20 protein-coding genes are annotated in these 18,007 nt (G+C 63.6%); 15 read left to right on the top strand and 5 right to left on the bottom strand.

Translation table 11 applies throughout. The features are described from left to right. Window positions 1-74: 74 nt before the first annotated feature. From AC5Y5C_RS02640 to AC5Y5C_RS02600, 9 genes are all read left to right on the top strand, one after another. The gene (locus AC5Y5C_RS02640; protein WP_499968750.1) at window positions 75-1,535 is read left to right on the top strand and encodes an NAD-dependent succinate-semialdehyde dehydrogenase; all 1,461 of its coding nucleotides are present in this window, start codon (window positions 75-77) and stop codon (window positions 1,533-1,535) included. Further along, window positions 1,532-2,584 (top strand): isocitrate/isopropylmalate dehydrogenase family protein, encoded by a 1,053-nt coding sequence (locus AC5Y5C_RS02635; protein WP_499968748.1) that lies wholly within the window; start codon window positions 1,532-1,534, stop codon window positions 2,582-2,584. The genes AC5Y5C_RS02640 and AC5Y5C_RS02635 overlap by 4 nt, the downstream gene beginning before the upstream one ends. Before the next feature lie 111 nt (window positions 2,585-2,695). Next, on the top strand, window positions 2,696-2,968 hold the full coding sequence (locus tag AC5Y5C_RS02630) for an Rv0250c family protein (protein ID WP_499968746.1): 273 nt from the start codon (window positions 2,696-2,698) through the stop codon (window positions 2,966-2,968). Window positions 2,969-3,029: 61 nt separating this feature from the next. Further along, window positions 3,030-3,839, top strand: a complete 810-nt coding sequence (gene sdhC, locus AC5Y5C_RS02625) for a succinate dehydrogenase subunit SdhC (protein ID WP_499968744.1) — start codon at window positions 3,030-3,032, stop codon at window positions 3,837-3,839. 36 nt (window positions 3,840-3,875) lie between these two features. Then, on the top strand, window positions 3,876-5,801 hold the full coding sequence (locus AC5Y5C_RS02620) for a fumarate reductase/succinate dehydrogenase flavoprotein subunit (protein ID WP_499968742.1): 1,926 nt from the start codon (window positions 3,876-3,878) through the stop codon (window positions 5,799-5,801). A gap of 1 nt (window position 5,802) precedes the next feature. After that, window positions 5,803-6,549: a succinate dehydrogenase/fumarate reductase iron-sulfur subunit gene (locus tag AC5Y5C_RS02615; RefSeq protein ID WP_499968740.1), complete on the top strand. Its 747-nt coding sequence runs from the start codon at window positions 5,803-5,805 to the stop codon at window positions 6,547-6,549. Window positions 6,550-6,573: 24 nt separating this feature from the next. After that, complete coding sequence (locus AC5Y5C_RS02610; RefSeq protein WP_499968738.1) at window positions 6,574-7,182, top strand: SRPBCC family protein; 609 nt, start codon at window positions 6,574-6,576, stop codon at window positions 7,180-7,182. Window positions 7,183-7,256: 74 nt separating this feature from the next. After that, window positions 7,257-7,412, top strand: coding sequence for a hypothetical protein (locus AC5Y5C_RS02605; protein ID WP_499968736.1), 156 nt, complete (start codon window positions 7,257-7,259; stop codon window positions 7,410-7,412). An 81-nt stretch (window positions 7,413-7,493) separates the two neighbouring features. Next, entirely contained in the window at window positions 7,494-7,769 is a 276-nt protein-coding gene (locus AC5Y5C_RS02600) for an ArsR/SmtB family transcription factor (protein WP_499968734.1), read from the top strand. Between the two features lie 148 nt (window positions 7,770-7,917). Here the strand turns inward: AC5Y5C_RS02600 and AC5Y5C_RS02595 are convergent, their stop codons facing one another. Continuing rightward, window positions 7,918-8,385 (bottom strand): winged helix-turn-helix transcriptional regulator, encoded by a 468-nt coding sequence (locus tag AC5Y5C_RS02595; protein ID WP_499969314.1) that lies wholly within the window; start codon window positions 8,383-8,385, stop codon window positions 7,918-7,920. An 89-nt stretch (window positions 8,386-8,474) separates the two neighbouring features. Here AC5Y5C_RS02595 and AC5Y5C_RS02590 point away from each other — a divergent pair, with 89 nt between their 5' ends. Continuing rightward, a complete protein-coding gene (locus tag AC5Y5C_RS02590; RefSeq protein WP_499968732.1) occupies window positions 8,475-9,170 on the top strand; it encodes an SDR family oxidoreductase in 696 nt (231 codons plus the stop codon). A 24-nt stretch (window positions 9,171-9,194) separates the two neighbouring features. After that, a complete protein-coding gene (locus AC5Y5C_RS02585; RefSeq protein WP_499968730.1) occupies window positions 9,195-9,629 on the top strand; it encodes a tautomerase family protein in 435 nt (144 codons plus the stop codon). Here AC5Y5C_RS02585 and AC5Y5C_RS02580 read toward each other — a convergent pair. Beyond that, on the bottom strand, window positions 9,626-10,114 hold the full coding sequence (locus AC5Y5C_RS02580) for a flavin reductase family protein (protein WP_499968728.1): 489 nt from the start codon (window positions 10,112-10,114) through the stop codon (window positions 9,626-9,628). The two genes, AC5Y5C_RS02585 and AC5Y5C_RS02580, sit on opposite strands and share 4 nt — an antisense overlap. 28 nt (window positions 10,115-10,142) lie before the next feature. Here AC5Y5C_RS02580 and AC5Y5C_RS02575 point away from each other — a divergent pair, with 28 nt between their 5' ends. Continuing rightward, on the top strand, window positions 10,143-10,940 hold the full coding sequence (locus AC5Y5C_RS02575) for a crotonase/enoyl-CoA hydratase family protein (RefSeq protein ID WP_078315239.1): 798 nt from the start codon (window positions 10,143-10,145) through the stop codon (window positions 10,938-10,940). Window positions 10,941-11,087: 147 nt separating this feature from the next. Here the strand turns inward: AC5Y5C_RS02575 and AC5Y5C_RS02570 are convergent, their stop codons facing one another. Both AC5Y5C_RS02570 and AC5Y5C_RS02565 read right to left on the bottom strand, forming a co-directional pair. Then, complete coding sequence (locus tag AC5Y5C_RS02570) at window positions 11,088-11,402, bottom strand: hypothetical protein (protein WP_499968726.1); 315 nt, start codon at window positions 11,400-11,402, stop codon at window positions 11,088-11,090. Window positions 11,403-11,490: 88 nt separating this feature from the next. Then, on the bottom strand, window positions 11,491-12,456 hold the full coding sequence (locus tag AC5Y5C_RS02565) for an isopenicillin N synthase family dioxygenase (protein ID WP_499968724.1): 966 nt from the start codon (window positions 12,454-12,456) through the stop codon (window positions 11,491-11,493). Between the two features lie 109 nt (window positions 12,457-12,565). On the opposite strand from AC5Y5C_RS02565, the gene AC5Y5C_RS02560 reads away from it, so the two are divergent. Beyond that, window positions 12,566-14,302, top strand: a complete 1,737-nt coding sequence (locus AC5Y5C_RS02560; RefSeq protein WP_499968722.1) for a serine/threonine-protein kinase — start codon at window positions 12,566-12,568, stop codon at window positions 14,300-14,302. Here the strand turns inward: AC5Y5C_RS02560 and AC5Y5C_RS02555 are convergent. Then, window positions 14,299-14,868, bottom strand: a complete 570-nt coding sequence (locus tag AC5Y5C_RS02555; protein ID WP_499968720.1) for a DinB family protein — start codon at window positions 14,866-14,868, stop codon at window positions 14,299-14,301. The genes AC5Y5C_RS02560 and AC5Y5C_RS02555 overlap by 4 nt on opposite strands. Before the next feature lie 249 nt (window positions 14,869-15,117). Between AC5Y5C_RS02555 and AC5Y5C_RS02550 the strand changes: the two genes are divergently transcribed. Together AC5Y5C_RS02550 and AC5Y5C_RS02545 are read left to right on the top strand one after the other, a co-directional pair. Beyond that, window positions 15,118-16,953: an acyl-CoA dehydrogenase gene (locus tag AC5Y5C_RS02550; protein WP_499969312.1), complete on the top strand. Its 1,836-nt coding sequence runs from the start codon at window positions 15,118-15,120 to the stop codon at window positions 16,951-16,953. A gap of 95 nt (window positions 16,954-17,048) precedes the next feature. Beyond that, window positions 17,049-18,002: an alpha/beta hydrolase gene (locus AC5Y5C_RS02545; RefSeq protein WP_499968718.1), complete on the top strand. Its 954-nt coding sequence runs from the start codon at window positions 17,049-17,051 to the stop codon at window positions 18,000-18,002. The last annotated feature ends 5 nt before the right edge of the window (window positions 18,003-18,007 follow it).

Genomic DNA, 18,007 nt, shown 5'->3' with positions numbered 1-18,007 from the left:
CATTGAATCTATTGACTCCATTAGACATGTCCGGAGCTATTGTCGATTGTTGACAATCTCCCTAGCATGGTGGCATGCATCCCGGCACAGTGTCTACCCCCCTGTCCACCGAGACCGCGGTGATCGCCACCGCAGTCGCCCAACAGGTTCGCCACGGTCCCACCTTCCCTGTCGTCGACCCGGCGACCGAAGAAGTGCTAGCCGATGTCGCCGATATGGACAGCGCCGGCGCCCTCACTGCACTGGGTAATGCCGTTGCCGTCCAACGGTCCTGGGCCTCGACATCACCGCAGCAGCGTTCCGATGTGCTGATGCGCGCCTACACGCTGATGATCGAGAGCACCGACGACCTGGCCCTGCTCATGACCCTGGAGATGGGCAAGCCGCTGGCGGAGTCGCGCGGCGAAGTCGCCTACGCGGCCGAGTTTTTCCGCTGGTTCGCCGGCGAAGCGGTGCGCCTGGACGGGGGCGTGATGCTGGCGCCCGACGGCGCATCGCGGTTGATCGTGACGCACCGCCCGGTGGGGCCGTGCCTGCTGATCACACCCTGGAACTTTCCGTTGGCCATGGGGACACGAAAGATCGGTCCCGCGCTGGCCGCGGGCTGCACCTGCCTGGTCAAACCGGCCGAGCAGACACCGCTGTCGATGCTGGCCCTACTCGGGATCCTGCGCCAGGCCGGAGTTCCCGATGGGGTAGTATCGGTGATCACCACCGCCGACCCCGGATCCACCATGGCGCCCCTGCTCGCCGATCCCCGAGTCCGCAAGCTGTCGTTCACCGGATCCACCGATGTGGGTCGCTATCTCCTCGCGCAGTGCGCCCCCACTGTCAAGCGCACCTCGATGGAGCTGGGCGGAAACGCGCCGTTCATCGTCTTCGACGACGCCGATCCCGAAGAGGCCGCCGCCGGTGCGCTGATCGCAAAGATGCGCAACATCGGCCAGGCCTGTACCGCGGCCAACAGGATCTACGTACAGCGCGGTATCACGGAGCCGTTCACCGAGGCTCTCACCGAACGACTGGCCGCATTGCGCATGGGACGCGGTACGGAATCGGGGGTGGACGTGGGCCCACTGATTGACCCCGATGCCGTGGCCAAGGCCGACCGGCTGGTCAGGGATGCCCGGAATCGCGGAGCCACCGTACGATTGGGTGGCGAGGTGCCAGACGGTACGGGCTACTTCTATCCCCCGTCGGTGTTGACCGATGTGCCTGACGACAGCGACATGATGCGCACTGAGATCTTTGCACCGGTTGCCGCAATAGCGAGCTTCGACACCGAGGAGGAAGTGATCGCCCGCGCCAATGACTCCGAATTCGGTTTGGTGGCCTACCTGTACACCAACGACGCGCGACGCGGATGGCGTGTCTCCGAAGAGCTGGAGACCGGCATGGTGGGCCTGAACCGGCCCGTCGTGTCCACTCCCGCCGCACCATTCGGCGGCGTCAAACAGTCCGGCATCGGGCGCGAAGGGGGCTTCGCCGGAATCGGGGAATTCCTGGAGACCAAGTACATCGGTGCGGCCGTATGAGCGCCCGGATGAGAATAGCGACCATCCCGGGTGACGGCATCGGCGTCGACGTGACCCGCGAAGCCGTCAAGGTGATGGACGCCGCCACCGGTGGCCGCATCGAATGGACCGAGTTCGACTACTCCTGCGAGAGATACGCCAAGACCGGCGCCATGATGCCCCCGGACGCGCCGGCGACGCTGGCCGGCTTCGACGCGATTCTACTTGGCGCCGTGGGATATCCGGGCGTCCCCGATGATGTGTCGTTATGGGGCCTGCTGATCCCGTTGCGGCGCGCCTTCAACCAGTACGTGAACCTGCGACCGGTGCGCCTGCTGCCCGGCCTCGCCTCGCCCCTTGCCGGAGTCTCCGCGGACGCGCTCTCGATGGTGATCGTCCGCGAGAACTCCGAGGGGGAATATTCCACCATCGGTGGCGTGCACAATCGCGGCAGCCAGCACGAATTCGCCTTGCAGGAATCGGTTTTCACACGTATTGGATGTGAACGTATCATCCGATACGCATTTGAGCTGGCCGCCTCGGCGGGATTCAGGGTCTGTTCGGCGACGAAGTCCAATGGCATCATTCATTCAATGCCTTACTGGGACAGTATCTTCAACCAGGTGGCCGCCGAGTATCCACAGATACCGTCCATGTCGATGCACGTCGACGCCCTCGCCGCGCGCATGGTCAGCGACCCGGGAAGCCTGGACGTTATCGTGGCCTCCAACCTCTTTGGCGACATCCTGTCCGACTTGGCTGCGGCGGTCACCGGCGGTCTCGGGCTCGCGGCATCGGGAAATATCAACCCGGAGCGCACGGCCATCTCCATGTTCGAGTCGGTGCACGGCTCGGCGCCCGATATCGCCGGACAGGGCATTGCGAATCCCGTCGCGCAGATACTCGCCGGGGCAATGCTCCTGGATCATCTCAACGAGTCCGGCGCGGCGAACAAGATCCGCCGCGCCGTCGACCAGGTGCTGGCGGAAGGTCGCATCCGTACCCCCGATCTCGGCGGCACCGCCACGACCGAACAGCTCGGCACAGCAATCGCGGAGTCCGCTCGGTGATCGTGAATTAACCGAAAGACATCAGTGACTTGTGTCACCTCGCGTTCGGCTGTCCTGGCAAGATGAGTGTCGTAGCCTGTGATCCACGACACCTTCAGCCCAAGGAGTCCGATGTCGACGAAGACGGAGCTCACCGAGCTCAACCAAGCACTTGGCAGCCTGCGCCGCTGTGTCCATTCCCTGGAGTCTCGGTACGGCGACCTGCCGGCCGTGCGCCGCATCGTCAATGACGTAGAGCGGCTGGATATCGACGCCGCCGAACTGGACCTCGCGCCGCATGAACACCGCCATGGCAGCAACGAGAAGATCCAGATCCCCGATACCGAGTACGACCGGGAGTTCTGGGGCGATATCGACGACGAAGGCGTGGGGGGCTATCGATGAGCCGCTTGCGCGAAGAGCGACTAACCCCGATGAGCCGCTTGCGCGAAGAGCAAGGAATCAGATGAGTCAAGCCACCGGGGTCTTCTCGCCTTCGCGTGCCCATATTCAGCAGCGCACACTACGCACCGACAATTGGTGGCTCGCACCATTACTCACCAATCTCGGCCTGGCGACCTTCGTCATCTATGCCACCGTGCGGGCATTCTGGGGTAGCGCATACTGGGTGCCGCAGTATCACTACCTGACGCCGTTCTACTCGCCCTGCATCAGCACCGCCTGCGCCCCCGGCGCCAGCCACTTCGGGCATTGGGTGGGCGATCTGCCCTGGTTCATTCCCATGGCATTCATCTCGCTGCCATTCCTGTTGGCCTTCCGGCTTACCTGCTACTACTACCGCAAGGCCTACTACCGGTCGGTCTGGCAATCGCCCACCGCCTGCGCCGTCGCGGAGCCGCACGCAAAGTACTCCGGTGAGACCAAACTGCCCCTGATCATGCAGAACATTCACCGGTACTTCTTCTACGCCGCGGCGATCATCTCGGTCGTCAACACCTACGACGCCATAGTCGCCTTCCATTCGGAGAAGACCGGCGGCTTCGGATTCGGCTTGGGCAACGTGATCTTGGTGACCAACGTCGTCCTGCTGTGGGTGTACACGGTGTCATGCCACTCCTGTCGGCACGTCACCGGCGGGCGGCTCAAGCATTTCTCCAAACACCCTGTCCGGTATTGGATCTGGACACAGGTCAGCAAGCTCAATACCAGGCACATGCTGTTCGCCTGGATCACGCTGGGCACGCTGATCCTTACCGACCTATACATCATGTTGGTAGCCAGCGGCACCATCTCCGACCTGAGATTTGTTGGTTAGCAACCACATCCATTCGCAACCAGATGGGGTTAATTAATGGCTGAACTCGAACGGCACCAATACGACGTCGTCGTGATCGGTGCCGGTGGCGCTGGCCTGCGCGCCGTCATCGAGGCCCGTGAGCAGGGCTTCAAGGTCGCGGTGATCTGCAAGTCTCTGTTCGGAAAGGCACACACCGTGATGGCCGAGGGTGGCTGTGCGGCGTCGATGGGCAACGCCAACGACAAGGACAGTTGGCAGGTGCACTTTGGCGACACCATGCGCGGCGGCAAGTTTCTGAACAACTGGCGGATGGCGGAGTTACATGCCAAGGAGGCCCCGGACCGGGTCTGGGAGCTGGAAACCTACGGCGCCTTGTTCGACCGCACGAAAGACGGCCGGATCAGCCAACGCAACTTCGGCGGCCACACCTATCCGCGGCTCGCGCACGTCGGTGACCGCACGGGCCTGGAGATCATCCGCACCATGCAGCAGAAGATCGTCTCGCTGCAGCAGGAGGACTTCGCCGAAACCGGTGACTACGAGGCGCGTATCAAAATTTTCGCCGAATGCACCATTACCGACTTGCTCTTGGACAGCACCGATGGTGTCTCCAAAATTTCGGGCGCATTCGGATACTGGCGCGAATCGGGCCGGTTCATCCTTTTCGAAGCCCCCGCAGTGGTTTTGGCCACGGGCGGTATCGGCAAATCGTTCAAGGTGTCGTCGAACTCCTGGGAGTACACCGGTGACGGGCATGCCCTGGCGCTGCGCGCCGGGGCGACGCTGATCAACATGGAGTTCATCCAGTTTCACCCGACCGGCATGGTCTGGCCACCCTCGGTCAAGGGCATCTTGGTCACCGAAGGTGTGCGCGGTGACGGCGGAGTACTCAAGAACTCCGAGGGCAAGCGGTTCATGTTCGACTACATCCCAGCGGTTTTCAAGGGTCAGTATGCCGAGACCGAGGAAGAAGCCGATCAATGGCTCAAGGACAACGACTCGGCGCGGCGCACTCCCGACCTGCTGCCCCGTGACGAGGTTGCCCGGGCCATCAACTCCGAAGTCAAGGCCGGCCGCGGCACCCCGCACGGCGGCGTCTACCTGGACATCGCCTCGCGCATCCCCACCGAGGAGATCAAGAGGCGGCTGCCGTCGATGTACCACCAGTTCAAGGAATTGGCCGAGGTGGACATCACCAAAGACGACATGGAAGTCGGGCCAACCTGTCACTACGTGATGGGTGGTATCGAGGTCGATCCCGACTCCGGCGCCGCGACAGTGCCGGGTCTCTTCGCCGCAGGTGAATGCTCCGGCGGCATGCACGGCTCAAATCGGTTGGGCGGCAATTCCCTATCGGATCTGCTGGTGTTCGGGCGACGCGCCGGCCTCGGCGCCGCCGAGTACGTCAAGGGGCTCGCGTCTCGTCCGCAGATCTCCGAGTCCGACGTCGACAAGGCCGCCGTCCTCGCTTTGGCACCCTTCGGCGACCCCGCGACCGAGGGCGCCGAAAATCCCTACACCCTGCACACCGATCTGCAGCAGGCGATGAACGACCTGGTCGGCATCATCCGCAAGGAAGAAGAGGTCGAGCAGGCCCTGGTCACGCTGAACGAACTCAAAGAGCGCTTCAAACACGTTGCGGTCGAGGGACACCGGCAGTTCAATCCCGGCTGGCACCTGGCGATCGACATGCGCAACATGTTGCTGGTGAGCGAATGCGTGGCCAAGGCGGCCCTGCTGCGCACAGAGAGCCGCGGCGGGCACACCCGCGACGACCATCCGAACATGGATGCCACGTGGCGCAAGACGCTCCTGGTGTGCAGCACCACCGGCGGCGATCCTGCCGTGCCCGACGTACTTGTCACCCCCGAGCCGCAAGTCCCTCTGCGCCCAGATCTTTTAGAGATATTCGAGATCGGCGAGCTGGAGAAGTACTTCACACCGGAAGAATTGGCAGACCATTCGGGAAGGAAATCCTGACATGAGCTACGACGCACAACTCCGGGTCTGGCGAGGCGACGATGACGGCGGCGGCCTCGTGGACTACACCGTTCCGGTGAGCGAAGGCGAGGTGGTGCTCGACATCATCCATCGCATCCAGGCCACACAGGCCTCGGATCTGGCGGTGCGCTGGAACTGCAAGGCCGGCAAGTGCGGCTCCTGCTCGGCCGAGATCAACGGCCGTCCGCGGCTGCTGTGCATGACCCGGATGTCGACTTTCGATGAGTCCGAAACCGTCACCGTGACCCCCTTGCGCGCCTTCCCGGTGATTCGCGACCTGGTCACCGACGTGTCGTTCAATTACCAAAAGGCCAGGGAAGTCCAATCGTTCACCCCGCCTAAAGATCTGAAGCCCGGCGAGTACCGGATGCAGCAGGAGGACGTGGAACGGTCACAGGAGTTCCGCAAGTGCATCGAATGCTTCCTCTGCCAGAACACCTGCCACGTGGTGCGCGACCACGAGGAGAACAAGAAGGCCTTCGCTGGCCCGCGCTATCTGATGCGCGTGGCCGAGCTGGAGATGCACCCGCTCGACGTCGCCGACCGCCGCGAGGTGGCACAGGAAGAACTCGGCCTCGGCTACTGCAACATCACCAAGTGCTGCACCGAGGTGTGCCCGGAAGGCATCCACATCACCGATAACGCGCTGATCCCCATGAAGGAGCGGGTTGCCGACCGCAAGTACGACCCGATCGTCTGGTTAGGCAATAAGTTGTTCCGCCGTTAGCCAGATTTGGCATAGGAGGAACGCATGGAAACCTGGCTCGTCATCGTCATCGCCGTTGTCTGCCTGGCAGCCGCCGGCGTCGTCGCGGGCCTGATCCTGCTCGCGATCCTTGCCGCGGGGGGCATCTCCGCCGCGCGATTCAACCTCACCCCCGTGGCCGCCGATCAGCTGCGCGAGTACCTGGACTCCGAAGCCTCCTTCGCGCTATCCGTGCAGCGCGACTTCTTCAATCCTCCCGACCAGGTGTTCAAGGCCCTACTCGACGAGCGGTTCATGAGCTGGATGCCCTTCACCACAGGTGTGGACTACGCCGGCACGGCGCTGCGCGAGGTGGGAACCAAACGCGCGTTCGTCAACACCTTCAGTGTGCTGGCCGAACAGATCGTCGTGAATGAGCCCAACCGCATGCTGGGTGTCACCATTACCGCGTGTTCCATTCCGCTGGTTCTGGATTCGGCAGCGGAGATCTTCCAGGTGACGGACAACGGAACGGGTGGCACCCGGCTTACCTGGCATGTGGGTGGCACCCCGAAGTGGGTGGGTTGGCTGCCGCTGCGCCTGGCCGCACCCCTTGTCCGCCCCATCGCTAGATGGCAGATCGGCAAGCTCCGAACCATCACCGGCCGCCGCTGAGCTCCAAGTTGTTGGCCGGGACTTTGTGGCTGGTGGCCAATGCCCATTTCACGCAATGCGGGCAGCATCGGAATATGGGTGACACCGTGAGCGTGACCGATATCCGCACTGCCATCAAGGAGCTCTCGTTGCGCGCCGATCTCGCCGATCGCGAAGGTCGCGCCGATGATGCACGCGAGCTTCGCGACCGCATCCGCGGATACCAAGAAGAACTCGCCAAGCGTCCCTGAGCCACACTCGGCGCGGGGAGCATTATCTGCGGGTATTTATATTGCATTGCTTCTATATAGAAAGACTGCAATACTCAAAATATGGACGTCTTCGAAGCGGTCGCAGACCGAAGCCGCCGGACTCTGCTTGATGCCCTCGCCGGCGGTGAATGGACCGCCGGGGGACTTGTCGCGACACTGCCCGGCCTGACGCAGCCCACCGTCTCGCGGCATCTGCGCGTGCTGCGCGAGGCGGGCCTGGTCGACGTCAGACCCGATGCACAACGCCGGATCTATGCGCTACGCGCCGACGGCTTGATCCAGATCGACCAATGGATCGACCCATACCGACACCTCTGGAGTGCCCACTTTGGGTGAGCCTTGCGCTCACCGTGGGTGCGCAAACCGATGCGGACGCAGGCCCGGACCACGCACACCCCGCCGATCCACAGACCTGCCGCCGCCGGTGTGAACGGGTGGCCACCGTGACGCGAAACCTGGTGGCGGGACGGCTAGTGGCAGCGGACTAACGGCCTGCCCACCGGACCTCGATGCCGTCCGCATCCACCTGCTGGCCCGGGCGGGACGTCACCCGCACCTCAACTTCCCGACCGGTCTTCTTGTCGATCAATTCCAGTGGCTTGTGCCCGTCCTGCAAGTACTCGTCCCCCCACTTGAGCAGGGACAACAGCACCGGAAGTAAATCCTCACCCATCCGGGTCAACACGTACCCGTCTCGCTCCCGCTGGCCAGGTTCACGGTAGGGCACCTTCTCAATGACGCCCGCCGCCTCCAACTGCCTCAGTGCACGCGACACCGCCGGCGCCGATACCCCGATGCGCTCGGAAAATTCATCGAATCGAGTTGAGCCGTAGAAGCATTCGCGAACTATGAGGAATGCGGTCTTGGTACCCAGCAAGTCCAGGGCCTTCCCGATCGAACACGGATCGGTGTTCCAGCAGGACCGGTCCCGCAGCAGCCGCTCAAACTCCATGGTCACCCGTCCATTGTAACTAACGCTTGCGTTATTCAGCTAGCCCCGCTAACGTTCTGACTAATGCAATCGTTAGTCAGGAGATAGGGATGATCGAAGACAAGGTCGTATTGGTCACCGGAGGACGCCGCGGGTTGGGCGCCGCCATCGTCGACGAGGTGCTGAGCCGTGGAGCTCGCAAGGTCTACAGCACCTCCCGCGAACCATTCGCGGATGCACGCGAGCACGTGGTGCCCCGACAACTGGAGGTGGGCTCCGAGGATTCGGTGCGGGCCCTGGCCCGCGACCTGACCGATGTAGACATCGTGATCAACAACGCCGGTGTGCTGTATCCCGATTCGCTGCTCACCGGCGACCTCGATCGAGTCGATGCGACGTTCCAGACCAACGTGTTCGGGCCGCTACGAGTCATCCGAGCCTTCGCGCCGATCCTCAAGGCCAACGGCGGCGGCGCGATCGTCAACATCCACTCGGTGCTCTCGTGGCTGGGCGGGGCAGGCGCATACGGGGCCTCCAAAGCCGCCATCTGGTCGGTGACGAACAGCCTGCGCCTTGAGCTGGAACCCCAGCACACCCATGTGCTCGGTGTGCATGCCGGATTCATCGACACCGACATGGTGTCCGCCCTTGACGTTCCGAAGACACCGCCCGGTGTGATCGCGGCACGCATCATCGATGCGCTGGAGAAGGGCGATAACGAGGTATTGACCGACGATCTCACCGCCCAGGTCAAGTCCCAGCTGTCCGGACCCGTCGAGAACCTCGCCTACCGCGCGAGTCACTAGCCTCCATCAGACAGGACAATCGACATGCCCCTGTGGACGATTTACCACACCCCAAACATGTTTTCCGACAAGGAGAAATCCGAGCTCGCCAAGAGCATCACCGAGGTGTACGTCAGGGTAGGACTTCCACGGTTCTACGTGGTCACGGTGTTCAAGGAGATTGAACCGTCCAACTTCTATATCGGCGGGGAACAGACCGGGACCGCCGTGCGGATCGTCGTGGACCACATCGCTCGTACCCTGCCCGACAAGGCAGGACGCGAACGCATCACCCACTACCTCGGCCGGGTCTTGGCACCCCACCTGGACAAGGCAGACCTGCACTGGGAGTTCCACATCGACGAGACCAACGAGGAACTCTGGATGATCAACGGACTGGTGCCGCCCCCGATGAACTCGGACGCCGAACGTGAATGGGCACGGACCAACCGGAGCAGTCCCTACCCGGCGCCTGTCTAACCAATCAGCTTGCGGAACTTACTGCGATGGAACACTATCGGCGCCACGGCGGAGTGCACCGTCAATCCGTGAATGTTGAGGATGATGATCGCGTGGTCACCGGCGGGCACCTCGGACTGGATCGAAGTCTCGATCCAGGCGGTGGTGCCGCCGATGAAGACCGCACCGCTGTCGGTCGTTGAGGTATCCAACCCGGCGAACCGGTCACCGGTCTTGGCGGCCAAGGTGCGGGCGGCATCGTCATGCGCCTCACCCAGCACGCTGATACCCAGACGTGGGGCGACCCGCAGGTTGGGCCACGTTGTCGAAGAGTTCTGGACGCAGAAAGCCACAAGCGGCGGATCCAGCGACACCGGCACAAAGGTGCTGGCCGCCAATCCGGTTCGCGTTCCGTCGATCTCGGCGGCAATGGCAACCACGCCGGTCGGGAAGTGTCCAAACGCTTCCCGCAGCGTCGCCGCGTCCAAAGTGGTGTCGCTCGTCATAACTGGATGTCACCTCTAGTCTTGCTTCATGACGTCACATGTGACCCTACGCGTCGACGGCCAGGTAGCTCGCGTCACCTTGTCTCGGCCCGAGAAGCTCAACGGACTCACCATCGACATGCTCAACGGGCTGACCGCCGCCGCACGCCATATTGCCTCCGACACGTCGATCCGCGTTGTGGTGTTGTCCGGTGAGGGGGACACATTTTCTACCGGGCTGGATTTCGCGGCCGCCGGCAAGGACCCCGCACGCGTCGTCGCGAACTTCATTCCGCTCCCCTGGCTGGGCACCAACGGTTTTCAGGAGGCCTGCTGGGCATGGCGCCGGTTGCGCATCCCCGTGATCGCCGTCATCCAGGGCCGTTGCTACGGCGGCGGGCTGCAGCTGGCGCTGGCCGCCGATTTCCGGTTCACCACACCAGACGCCGAGTTCTCCATCCTCGAAGCCAAGTGGGGTCTCATCCCCGATATGTCCGGAAGCGTCACGCTGAGTCAATTGATCGGAATTGACACCGCCAAACGCCTCACCATGACCGGCGAGATGTTCGACGGCTTCTACGCCAAGGAGATCGGCCTGGTCACCCAGGTGAGCGCCGACCCGGAGGCCGACGCACAGGAGCTCATCGACCAGATCTTGTCCCGCTCCCCTGATTCGGTGGCGGCCACCAAGACCCTGTTCGACAGGGCATGGTCGATGGTGCCGCGACGCGCCTTCGGCCTGGAGCGGCGCCTGCAGCTGCGGCTCATGCGTGGACCCAACTTCGCCATCGCCCGCAAGGCTGGTATCGACAAATCCGAACCTCAGTTCAAGGCCCGCAGCATCTAGCGCCCCGTGAACGACAAGGCGCCGCCCGACGGGTACTGACGGGCCTGGTCTTGCTGCCGGACACCGCCGGCGGCGTGGTGGCCATCACCCCCATCTGGCCGCGGGCGCGTTGCCCATGCTCATGACGTGCAGTTGAACTTGTTTCGCTCAGCCCGCTGCAGGGACGCAGTCGCGAAGCTCGGGCGCCATGCCGTAAGGCCCCCACATCTGGCGTTCCGCATCCTGACGCGCCTCAGGCTCGTTACTTCCGCGACCGATCACCGAGCCGGCCCATTGCTTCATCCCAAAGCCCATGCCCGGCATGCTGCCCGGGCCAAACCCGGGTGGGCCAAAGTTGTTGTTGGCATAGACCTGACACTGGACCGCAACGGGCCCCTCCCCAGGTATTGCCGACGCGATGGGCGCAGCGAACACCATCGCGGCACATCCGATCCCCACAGCCATCGAACAGATCGTCCGCATGGTTCCTCCTCCTCGGTATCTGGCAATAGTTTGCCACAGCCCGAGTATTGCGCGTAGAAGTGGTTCGCGGGGAGGAACCGCAGGATCGCTAGGCTCCGAGGTGACCGTGCGCCGCGGCCACATCGGGATGGGCTCGCAGCCGGCTTTTCCAAGCGTTTTCGCCGTAGGTCGCATGGATCGGGTCATCCGGATCATCCGTGGTACCCCGCGCGCGATCCCTCAGCTCCGGCGGCAGCTCCAGCGTGGGGATGTGCGCGTCAAGCCGGGGATTGAAGAAGTAGGCGACGGAAATACGCGGCTCGCGCGTCAACGTCACCCGGTGACGGGTGGCACGTAGGTATCCACCGCTGGCCCGTTCCAGCAGTTCTCCAATATTCACGATGAACGCGCCCGCACGCCCGGGCGCCTCCACCCACACCCCGTCCACCTCGACCTGCAGACCCCCGGCGTCCGGTTCGGCCAGCAGCAAGGTCAGCACGCCAGAGTCACGATGCGCGCCCACTCCCTGCCCGGTCGTGCCGCTGGCGGGATATCGGATGACCTTGATCAGGGTCGCGGGTTCGGCACCGAATGCATCGTCGAACACTCCGCCCGCCGATCCAAGGGCAATAGCCCACTCTTGCAGCAGCTTTCGCCCTACTGCGGAAAGCGCCGCATCCCAGCTCGCGAGGCTCGTTCGCAACTCGGGAACCCCGTCCGGCCACTGATTGGGCCCTTGTAGCCGCAGGTAATCAGGTCCCTGGCCGTGCGCAATCGCCCGGCGTTCCGGCCCGATGTCGATTTGTTCACGCCAATCGGTCAACCCGCCGGTCAGCTCTCTGCCCAGCCGGGTGAATCCACGAAAATGCGGGCTCCGCAGCATGGCGATGTCGTCCTTGTCTGCCGCCGGCAACGCGAAAAGCCGGCGAGCGGCGGACAGCACGTCGTCGACCAACCGGGGTGAAATGCCGTGGCCAGTGAGATAGAAGAACCCAACCTCATGCGTAACCTCACGCAGCATCGTGCGTAGCTGGTGCGGATCGCCGGACAGGTCGACGACGGGAAGCTCAACCATTCCCCCATGCTCCTCGGCGAGCCGTGCAGGGGCCACGGTCTTGACCGCCCTGAGGAAATATCCCAAGTACGATGGCCGAACCGTCGGGCGGAGAGGGACGCACAGGGGAATGACGCCATCGGAGAGGCCCCCATCGGGTCCGGGTAGCCAGCAACCCGGGGACCTTCCGCCGGGGACGGTCATATCCGGATATGAGATAGAACGCGTCCTGGGCCGCGGCGGCATGGGAACCGTGTACCTGGCGGCCAATCCGAACCTGCAGCGTCCAGAGGCACTGAAGATCCTCAGCGCCCAAGCCTCACGCGACCCGGCCTTTCGGGCACGTTTCATGCGTGAGGCCTCGCTCGCCGCCTCCCTGGACCACCCGAACATCGTCACGGTGCACAACCGGGGCGAAACACTGGAGGGCGACCTGTGGATCGCCATGCAATACGTCCAGGGCAGCGACGCGCACTCCGAGTCCATGAACGGGCGCATGTCGTTGACCCGCGCCGTTCACATCATCGGCGAGGTCGCCAAGGCGCTCGACTATCTGCATGCCCGGGGTCTGGTGCACCGCGATGTGAAGCCGGCGAACATCCTGTTGTCCGAGGGTGATCGCCGAATCATGTTGGGCGACTTCGGCGTCACCCGCGCACTGGACGACAGCAGCACCGTCACCTCGGCGGGGAACGTGACCGCCACGATCGGATACGCCGCACCGGAGGTGTTGTCCGGCGCGGCGATCGACGGCCGCGCCGACGTCTACGCCTTGGGCTGCACGCTCTTTCGGATGCTGACCGGCCAGCCGCCGTTTGGTTCCGGCGCCTCGCTAGCCGCGATCATCAATGCACACCTTTCGGCACCTCCGCCCCGGATATCCCAATTCGCCTCTGTGCCTCAGTCAATGGATGCGTTGATCGCCAAGGCGATGGCCAAGAATCCCGCCGATCGGTATCAAAGCGCGGGCGAGCTCGCTCTTGCCGCGCAGCAGATTCTGGCAGACCCGCATCAGCACAGGCAGCCGGTGACTCAGCCGGTGCCGACCGTGACACCGCACATCATGACCGACTCGGCACGAACGTTAGGTCGACACAAACGCATTGCGGCAATTGTCGGCACCGTCGTTCTGCTCATCGCATCGGCCGTAGTCACCGTCGTGATCTGGCCCCGCCCTCGCACCGAGACAAAGCCCAATCCTGCGCCCGGCTCGAGCACCGCCACGGTGAAGCCGGGCGAATCCTTGGCCGGACAGCCGAATACCATCCTCAACACGTTGCTGCCCGGCCAGTTCGACTATCCCGACGGGTGGGAGAAGAATCCGTCGCCCGCCTTCAGGTCCGGGGAATTCAATCCCGCGGTGTCACCCGGCGCGGCCACCACCATCGGCGGAACCCCTGCGGGCTGCAACACCATTGATCCCTTCTGGGCACTCCGCGCAAAGGGCCGCGAGACGTCGACGTTGTATCTACGCGACCGCAAGAAGCCCGAACGGGAAATCCTGATCCGGATCGTCCCGGCATCCGATGCCCTCTCTACGGACGGCGTGTCCGCGGCGTTGAACAAGTGCGACGCCGTCGCGTACACCATCCCCGGTGCGAGCACCACGTGGCGATGCTCGTTCGAGTTCGACGAGCCGGCCCCGGTTCAAAATGGCCAAACAGAGCTCACCGCAACGGAATTGTGTTTCATGTTTCCATCCGGAGCGAACCGCATGCGACAGCACGTCTCGTTCAACGTCGTGCGCGGCCTACTCGTGTACATCCTGGCCAGCGGTGCGTCCAACCGCAACGACGCGGCGGGTTCCCTCAGTGCCACCGCATTGAACTTCGCGACCACCATGAAGATCCTGCGCTACGGCCGCTAACCCTGAGGCGACCAAGGAGTGAGCCAGTCCGTGGGCTCCCAGCCCTCGGCGGCCGCCAACAGCTCGTACATCGTTGCGCCATCAATGGACTCGCGAATGACGTCCGCATGCCCGGCATGCCGGGCAAGTTCCTCGATGACGTGTAACGCCACCCACCGCACATTCCACGCATCGACGTCCTTGGGAAACCACGGCGCAGACGGGACCGGCACCGGCGTATCCAGCCCCTTCTCCTTGATAGCGGCGAGAGTGGCATCGCTCTGCGTGGCGAATGCTGCCAACGCTGCGGCAAGTGTTTCGTCCGCGCGCAAGGTGAATTCGTCATCGGTGCGTTGACGGTCGGGTCCCGGGTTGGGCGCAGCGACGATCTTGTCTGTCCAACCTGCCTGCATGTTGGTGACGTGCTTGATGAGGCCACCGATCGACAGCGTGCCCGCCGTCGGCGTGAGACGGGCCTGATCATCGGTCAGTCCAAAGGCAACGATCCGGAAGGCGTCTTGCTGCTGGGCAATGTACGCGATCAGGCCATCCAACTCAGTCGGAACGGGTGGGGGCATGGCAGGCATACGAAGTTCCTCTCAGGGTCTGTGAGCTGGCATGCACAAGCCAACACCACACCGCCGACATCACTCTCGGAACGATGAATAAACGGCCCCTGACCTGCGATATTGAATTGTGATGACAACCACAAGGCCGGGACTTTTGTCGCACGCTACTCAGCGGTATAGTTCAGTTGTTACCGGTGGGTAACTTAATCAGAAGTAAGAACCCAACCGAATATCAGAACAGCCCCACGAGAAAAGGCAATGACGCACATGGGCCACTACAAGTCGAACGTCCGCGACCTGGAGTTCAACCTCTTCGAGCTCTTCAACATTCAGCAGGTATTCGGTGGTGAGGAATTTCCCGAGCTGGACGAAGAGACCGCTCGCACCTTCCTTTCCGAGATGCGCACCCTGGCCGAGGGGCCGCTGGCCGATTCTTTCGTCGAGGGCGATCGCAACCCGCCGGTCTTCGACCCGGAGACCCACTCGGTTGCCATCCCCGAGGCCTTCAAGAAGTCCGTCAAGGCAGTCACCGACGCCGGCTGGGACCGCCTCGGCCTGATCGAAGAACTCGGCGGCAGCCCGGTTCCGCGCTCGCTGATGTGGGCCATCCAGGAGATGATCCTGGGTGCCAACCCGGCAGTCTGGATGTACAGCGGCGGTGCCGGTTTCGCACAGATCTTCTACAACGTGGCCACCGATGAGCAGAAGAAGTGGGCCGAGTTCGCCGCCGAGCGCGGCTGGGGCGCCACCATGGTGCTCACCGAGCCCGACGCCGGTTCGGACGTGGGCGCTGGACGCACCAAGGCCGTCAAGCAGGAGGACGGTTCCTGGCACATCGACGGTGTAAAGCGCTTCATCACCTCGGCCGACTCCGATGACATGTTCGAGAACATCATGCATCTGGTACTGGCCCGCCCCGAGGGTGCCGGCCCCGGTACCAAGGGTCTGTCGCTGTTCTTCGTACCCAAGTTCATCCCCAATTTCGAGACCGGCGAACCGGGCGAGCGCAACGGCGTCTTCGTCACCAACGTCGAGCACAAGATGGGCCTGAAGGTTTCGGCCACCTGTGAGCTGAGCCTGGGACAGCACGGCGTTCCCGCCAAGGGCTGGCTCGTGGGCGAGGTGCACAACGGCATCGCGCAGATGTTCGACGTCATCGAGCAGGCCCGCATGATGGTGGGCACCAAGGCCATCGCCACCTTGTCGACCGGCTACCTCAACGCGCTGGAGTACGCCAAGACCCGCGTGCAGGGTGCGGACATGACGCAGCTGACCGATAAGACCGCTCCGCGCGTCACCATCACCCACCACCCGGACGTGCGCCGCTCGCTGATGACCCAGAAGGCGTACGCCGAGGGCCTGCGCGCGCTGTACCTCTACGCCACCACGTTCCAGGACGCCGTGGCCGCCAAGGCCATCAACGGTGTCGGAGCCGAGGAAGCGGTGCGGCTCAACGACCTGCTGCTGCCCATCATCAAGGGCGTGGGCTCCGAGCGTGCCTACGAGAAGCTCACCGAGAGCCTGCAGACCTTCGGTGGGTCCGGCTTCCTGCAGGACTACCCGATTGAGCAGTACATCCGTGACGCGAAGATCGACTCGCTGTACGAGGGCACCACGGCGATCCAGGCGCAGGACTTCTTCTTCCGCAAGATCGTCAAGGACCAGGGCAAGTCACTGGCCTTCGTTTCCGGCCAGATCGAACAGTTCGTCAACAGCGAGACCGGCAACGGTCGCCTCAAGGCCGAGCGTGCGCTGCTCGCAACGGCTCTGGAGGACGTGCAGGGCATGGCCGCGACCATGACGGCCAACCTGATGGCCGCCCAGCAGGAGATCACCCAGGTCTACAAGGTCGGCACGGCCTCCGTGCGCTTCCTGATGAGCGTGGGCGACCTGCTGATCGGCTGGCTGTTGCAGCGTCAGGCCGCCGTGGCCATCGAGGCCCTCGACGCCGGCGCGACCGGCACCGAGAAGTCCTTCTACGAGGGCAAGATCGCGGTCGCCTCGTTCTTCGCCAAGAACATGCTGCCGCAGCTGACCTCGACCCGGGCGATCCTGGACAACGTCGACAACGACATCATGGAACTCGACGAAGCCGCATTCTGATTCATTGATCACGAAGCCCCCGTTTCCCGCTGGGAGATGGGGGCTTTGTGCATTCCGGGGTACCGCCGTTATCAGACCACACATAGGGTTGCCGTATGCCTCGTTACTACCGCGACCAGCAAGCGTGGAAAGACCTCCAGCTGTTCCTTCCCGAGCGGCTGCGCCTCGATGAGTCGACGGTGCCGCAGGAAGAGTTCTGGGACTGGCACGGAAACCAGGTACACCTGGATCGGTACGCCAACCCAGGGGCACCGGTGAAAGTGGTGCTGCTGCACGGGGTTGGTACCAATGGCCGTCAGATGTCGCTGATCCTCGGTGCGCCGTTGGCGCGCAGGGGCTTCGAGACCGTCGCCATCGACAACCTCGGCTATGGGCTTACCGAGGTGGCGCCGGGGGCGGTACCGGGATACGGCGACTGGGTGGACCTGGTGGTCGACTATCTGGAGTACGAGCGGCGCCGCGATGTGCGCCCCATCGTGCTGTATGGGCTCAGTGCCGGCGGCATGCTCGCCTACCACGTCGCGGCCAAGGCGCCGCGCGACACCGTGCGCGGCATCATCGGGATGACGTTCCTGGACCAGCGGGTGCGCGAGGTGGCCGACGGCACCGCGCATGATCTGCTGACCGCACGTGTCGGCGTGCCCTTCCTGCGGCTCGCGGCCAAGACCCCGGCTCGGCGGGTCCGCTATCCCATGTGGCTGGCCGCGAAGATGAGCACACTGGCGAACAGCCAGGCGGCCATGAGGGTTTTCATGAAGGACCGTACGTCCGCGGCGAACTGGGTCAGCGTCAAGTTCCTGGCCGATTACATGAGCTACGCGCCCGCCGTGGAGCCGGCCGACTTCGATGTGTGCCCCATCCTCCTCACCCAGCCCGACGAAGACCGGTGGACTCCGTACGAATTCAGCAAGCCGGTGCTCGATCCCATCACCAAGGTCCCGGTGACGGTGGTGCCGCTGGAGCGCACCGGGCACTACCCGCTGGAGGATCCGGGACTGACGCAACTGGAGGACGCGGCGGTCGGGTTCATCCGCGCCGTCGCCGGCTGACGACT

It is taken from the genome of Mycobacterium sp. NGS15 (assembly GCF_059813245.1).
The sequence above is the reverse complement of the archived record's forward strand: the minus strand, read 5'-3'. Positions and strand labels throughout refer to the sequence as shown.